This window comes from Methylorubrum podarium, from assembly GCF_022179745.1.
Taxonomy (GTDB): Bacteria; Pseudomonadota; Alphaproteobacteria; order Rhizobiales; family Beijerinckiaceae; genus Methylobacterium; species Methylobacterium podarium.
Window position 1 is genome coordinate 1 of the sequence record NZ_BPRD01000631.1, and the last position, 2,883, is coordinate 2,883.

Annotated in this window: 3 protein-coding genes; 2 read left to right on the top strand and 1 reads right to left on the bottom strand. The window is 72.0% G+C overall.

The window, feature by feature from the left end:
• Together MFF42_RS24970 and MFF42_RS24975 are read left to right on the top strand one after the other, a co-directional pair.
• The coding region (locus tag MFF42_RS24970) for a histidine kinase dimerization/phosphoacceptor domain -containing protein (RefSeq protein ID WP_238258649.1) at nt 1-840 on the top strand (840 nt) is incomplete at its 5' end.
• 133 nt (nt 841-973) lie between these two features.
• A complete protein-coding gene (locus tag MFF42_RS24975) occupies nt 974-1,438 on the top strand; it encodes a response regulator (protein WP_238258651.1) in 465 nt (154 codons plus the stop codon).
• 43 nt (nt 1,439-1,481) lie between these two features.
• Here the strand turns inward: MFF42_RS24975 and MFF42_RS24980 are convergent.
• Nucleotides 1,482-2,883: NAD(+) synthase (locus tag MFF42_RS24980; protein ID WP_238258653.1), on the bottom strand; the 1,402-nt coding region annotated here is incomplete at its 5' end.

Genomic DNA, 2,883 nt, shown 5'->3' on the forward strand with positions numbered 1-2,883 from the left:
GGCCGGCCGTTCGAGGGCGAGCTGCTCAACTACCGCAAGGACGGCACGACGTTCTGGAACGGCATGACGATCAACCCCGTCCGCGACGAGGCGGGCCAGGTGCTGTTCTTCTTCTCGGCCCAGGCCGACATGACCGACAAGCACCGCCTGGAACTGGCGTTGCGCGATGCCAACGACGCGCTGGAGCGCGAGGTGAACGAGCGCACCGCCGACCTGCGCTCGGCCCTGGAGCAGAAGACCGCGCTGCTCCACGAGGTCGATCACCGGGTCAAGAACAACCTCCAGGTCATCTCCTCGCTGATGCTGCTGAAGGCCCGCCGCACGCCCGAGGGGGATGCCCGCGACGCGCTCCAGGCCATGGCCGACCGGATCGGCGCCCTCTCGACCGCCCACCGGATGCTCTACTCGGAGGGCGACGTCTCCCGCTTCGACTTCAGGGAATTCACCGCCGACCTGATCGCCGACCTCGCCGCCGGCCTCGACGAGGACCGCACCCGGATCGAGACCCGGATCGAGGCGCTGGCGCTCTCCGCCGCCATGGCCGCGCCCCTGGCGCTGCTGATCCACGAACTGGCGACCAACGCCCTGCGGCACGCCTTTCCGGAGGAGCGCCACGGCCGGGTCGCCATCGAGGCGCAGCGCTGCGGGACGGGGATGCGCCTCGTCATCGAGGACGACGGCGTCGGCATGGCTTCGGCGCCCGCCAACCCGGCCGGATTCGGCCGCACCCTCGTCGAGATGGTGGTGCGCCAGCTGCGCGGCACCCTCGAATGGTCGGATGCCGGGCCCGGCACCCGGATCGCGATCACGATCCCGCTCACCGGGTCCGACGCCCCGTGACCGGTCCGTCCGCCCTCCGGCCGGGCCGTATCCACCGCGAACGGATCCCGCACCGGACGGCGCCGGTTCCGCTCCCGGCATATCCGGCGGATAGTGTCGGTTCGAGCCGAGGAACGAGGGCGGGAGGGCCGGAATGGCCGAGGTGACGGAGGCGCCCCTGCGCATCCTCGTCGTCGAGGACGAGGTGCTGATCGCCCTCGAGCTGGAATATCTCCTGGAGGATCTCGGCCATGTCAGCGTCGGCGTGGCGGGCTGCTCGGCGGATGCGATCGCGCTCGGCCACACCGCCCGGCCGGACGTGGCGCTCGTGGACGTCCACCTCGTCGATGGGCCGACCGGCGTGGAGGTGGCCCGCGCGCTGAGCCGCGACCCGCAGGTCGCGGTGGTGTTCATGACCGCCAACGCCAAGCGCATCCCGCCGGATTTCGCCGGTGCGCTGGGCGTGATCGCCAAGCCCTATTCCGAGCGCGCCGTGGCGGGCGTCCTCGACTACGTCGCCCAGCGCCGGGCCGGCCGGGCACCCTCCGTCGAGGCCCTCGACGGCTTCGATCCCGCCCCGGCAGCGGGCGGCGGGGTGCGGACCGGCGGAGCCCCATGAGCCGGCCCTGACGCGACGCCTCCGCGGCGAAGGCCGGCTGCCGTCACGCCTGCGGGACGTTGCGCTCCAGCTCGTCGAGCCACGCTCGGGCGCTGGCATCCGACGGGGCGCGCCAGTCGCCGCGGGGCGAGAGGGAGCCGCCGGCCGAGACCTTCGGGCCGTTGGGGAGCGCCGAGCGCTTGAACTGGCTGAAGCGGAAGAAGCGGTCGAGGAACACGCCGAGCCAGCGCCGGATCTCGGCCAAGTCGTAGGCGACGCGCTTGCGCACGGGGAAGTCCGGCGGCCAGTCGCCCCTCCCCGCGTCGCCCCAGGCGTGGAGCGCGAGGAAGGCGATCTTCGAGGGCGGAAAGCCGTGGCGCAGGGTGAACCACAGCGAGAAATCCTGCAGCGCGTAGGGGCCGATCTTGCCTTCCGTGCTCTGCGGCCCCTCGCCCTCCGAGGCCGGCACCAGCTCGGGAGAGATCTCGGTGTCGAGCACAGCCTGGAGCGTCCGGTTCTCCTCGGCGCCCAGTTGCCCGGACGAGATCACCCAGCGGATCAGGTGCTGGATCAGGGTCTTGGGCACGCCCGCGTTGACGCCGTAATGGCTCATCTGGTCGCCGACGCCGTAGGTGCTCCAGCCGAGCGCCAGCTCCGAGAGGTCGCCGGTGCCGATCACGATCCCGCCGTGCTGGTTGGCGAGCCGGAACAGGTAGTCGGTGCGAAGCCCCGCCTGCACGTTCTCGAAGGTGACGTCGTAGACCGCCTCGCCCCGCCCGAACGGGTGGCCCATATCGGCCAGCATCTGCCGGGCGGCCGGGCGGATGTCGATTTCCTCCGGCGTGGTGCCGAGCGCCCGCATCAGGGCGTGGGCGTTGGTCTTGGTCTCGTCCGAGGTGGCGAAGCCCGGCAGGGTGTAGGCCAGGATGTCTTTTCGCGGGAGGCCGAGTCGGTCGAAGGCCTTGGCCACGACGATCAGGGCGTGGGTCGAGTCGAGGCCGCCGGACACGCCGATCACCGCCCGCTTCGTGCCGGTCGCGGCGAGGCGCTGAGCCAGCCCGGCGACCTGGATGTTGTAGGCCTCGTAGCAATCCTGCGCGAGGCGGGCCGGATCGGAGGGCACGAAGGGAAAGCGCTCGACCCGGCGCTCGAGCCCGAGATCGCCCCGCGGCGGATCGAGCCGGAAGGACACCGTGCGCCAGGGCCGGAGGCCCTGATTGCGGGCGTTGTCGTCGAAGCTGCCGGCCTGGAGCCGCTCCTGGGCGATCAGGTCGAGGTCGATGTCGGCGAGCGTCACCACCGGCCCCTCGGGGAAGCGCGCGCCTTCGGCCAGCCGCACGCCGTTCTCGTCGATGCTGGTCTGCCCGTCCCAGGACAGGTCGGTGGTGGATTCGCCGGTGCCGGCCGCCGCGTAGACGTAGGCGCACAGGCCCCGCATCGAGGCGGCGCGGGTCAGCAGGGCGCGG